3 protein-coding genes are annotated in these 1,401 nt (G+C 55.1%); all 3 read right to left on the bottom strand.

Annotation, left to right across the window (positions count from 1 at the left end; all coding sequences use genetic code 11):
* Nucleotides 1-588, bottom strand: a 588-nt coding sequence (gene lysC, locus EHO01S_RS18005) for an Rz1-like lysis system protein LysC (RefSeq protein WP_024525041.1), incomplete at its 3' end; no start/stop codon positions are given.
* Nucleotides 570-1,100: a lysozyme gene (locus EHO01S_RS16875; RefSeq protein ID WP_024525040.1), complete on the bottom strand. Its 531-nt coding sequence runs from the start codon at nucleotides 1,098-1,100 to the stop codon at nucleotides 570-572. The genes EHO01S_RS16875 and lysC, both read right to left, overlap by 19 nt.
* A complete protein-coding gene (locus tag EHO01S_RS16870) occupies nucleotides 1,097-1,324 on the bottom strand; it encodes a phage holin (protein WP_024525039.1) in 228 nt (75 codons plus the stop codon). Before EHO01S_RS16870 ends, EHO01S_RS16875 begins: the two co-directional genes overlap by 4 nt.
* Nucleotides 1,325-1,401 lie beyond the last annotated feature (77 nt).

The following is a 1,401-nucleotide window of genomic DNA, read 5'->3' as shown; positions in this document are numbered from 1 at the left end:
CGCTTGCGCTGTTTCATTGGCTTTATCCTTGTCAATGCGGCGTAGCGCCGCTTTGTCTGCGTTACATGATTCGATATCCCCCAACAGTAGGGGTATCCACTCCACAGCCTGCCCCCAGGTTAATCGCCGGGTGGGAGCGATGGCAGTGTTGGGGCGATCAACTCTGCGGGTATCCGGGTGTAGGGCGTCGTCACGCAGCTCGGTGACGTAGTGGAGCAACCGGTCAGCATCAGCAGCAGGCAACAACTGACGGCTACACGTATGCGCTGAAATTCCCGTGTGAACATCCCGGCGAACCTGCTCGGCACGGATGCCCGATTGTTGACGTACACGGCGAGTCTCCTCTGAAATTTGATTTGCGCGGTTAAACTGCAACGCTTGCAATGCCATGGTGGCCTGAGCCCGATCACGCTGTTGCCGCAATGTCCGGTTTTGCTCATTCAGCGTACCGATAGTGGTATTGCGCGCATCGATGTCATCGCGCTGTTGGCTGTTTTCATATGCCTGCCAGGCGATAACCCCCAACAAGGCTGCACCGATGACGCCAGCACCAACCAGAACGGCACGGTTTACTGTCCCAAACACCATGCTTTTTCCTTCTCACGTCGGGGGCGCAAAATCGGTTGACCTGCGGAGTAGGAGAAATCGGTGATGCGATAGCACATCGCTCGCCAGTTTCCGGCCTGAGCCTCCTGGTAAATCTGTGTCGGGCGGACATCTTTCCGATTCCAGCGCACGCCATAACATCCCACGTTAAAGACCAGCGAGGTCATCGCCTCAAAGGGACGCTGTGGCATTTGCTTACCCTGGAAATAGCGGTTAACGCAGTCCTCGGCATCCTTGATGTCATAGACCCATAGCCGGGCGACCTCCTCATCGGAATAGCGCTTGCCAGGGATGACATGCCCCGTACTACCTAGCCCAACCGTCAGACGACCAGCCGGACATTTGTACGGGTCACGCCGACATCCTTCCGCGTTACCAATCAACATCAGCCCCTCTTTAGATGTGCGGATCTCATTGGGGTAGAACTGAATGACCAAACCAGCGATAGCGGCCACAGAGCACACTGCACCAGCGGCGACCTTACGGAGACTCATAGGGCACCCCCAGGCGGGTTTTCGTCATCGTGTCGGTCATAAAATTTATGCTGGAGTCGGTACAGCTTGGCCCGAAAAATCGCGTTAACCGCCGTTGTAATGATGGTTGCCACAATACCAACGATGATCCCGATCACCATCCACTCCTCGGGACGAAACAGGCTAATAACGGTAGTCATCAACGCAGAGAGATAGGCACTGAATGTAGATGCGTTGTGATTCATGGTGATACCACCTTAAACAAGTGGCACCAGTATAGAGAGCGGGAGATCAGGTTAAGGACTGACGGGGTTCAGCGTTA

The sequence above is a fragment of the Edwardsiella hoshinae NBRC 105699 = ATCC 33379 genome (assembly GCF_000474215.1).
In the GTDB taxonomy this organism is placed as follows: Bacteria; Pseudomonadota; Gammaproteobacteria; order Enterobacterales; family Enterobacteriaceae; genus Edwardsiella; species Edwardsiella hoshinae.
Note: the sequence above shows the minus strand (reverse complement) of the source record. Positions and strands in the feature narration are given on the sequence as shown.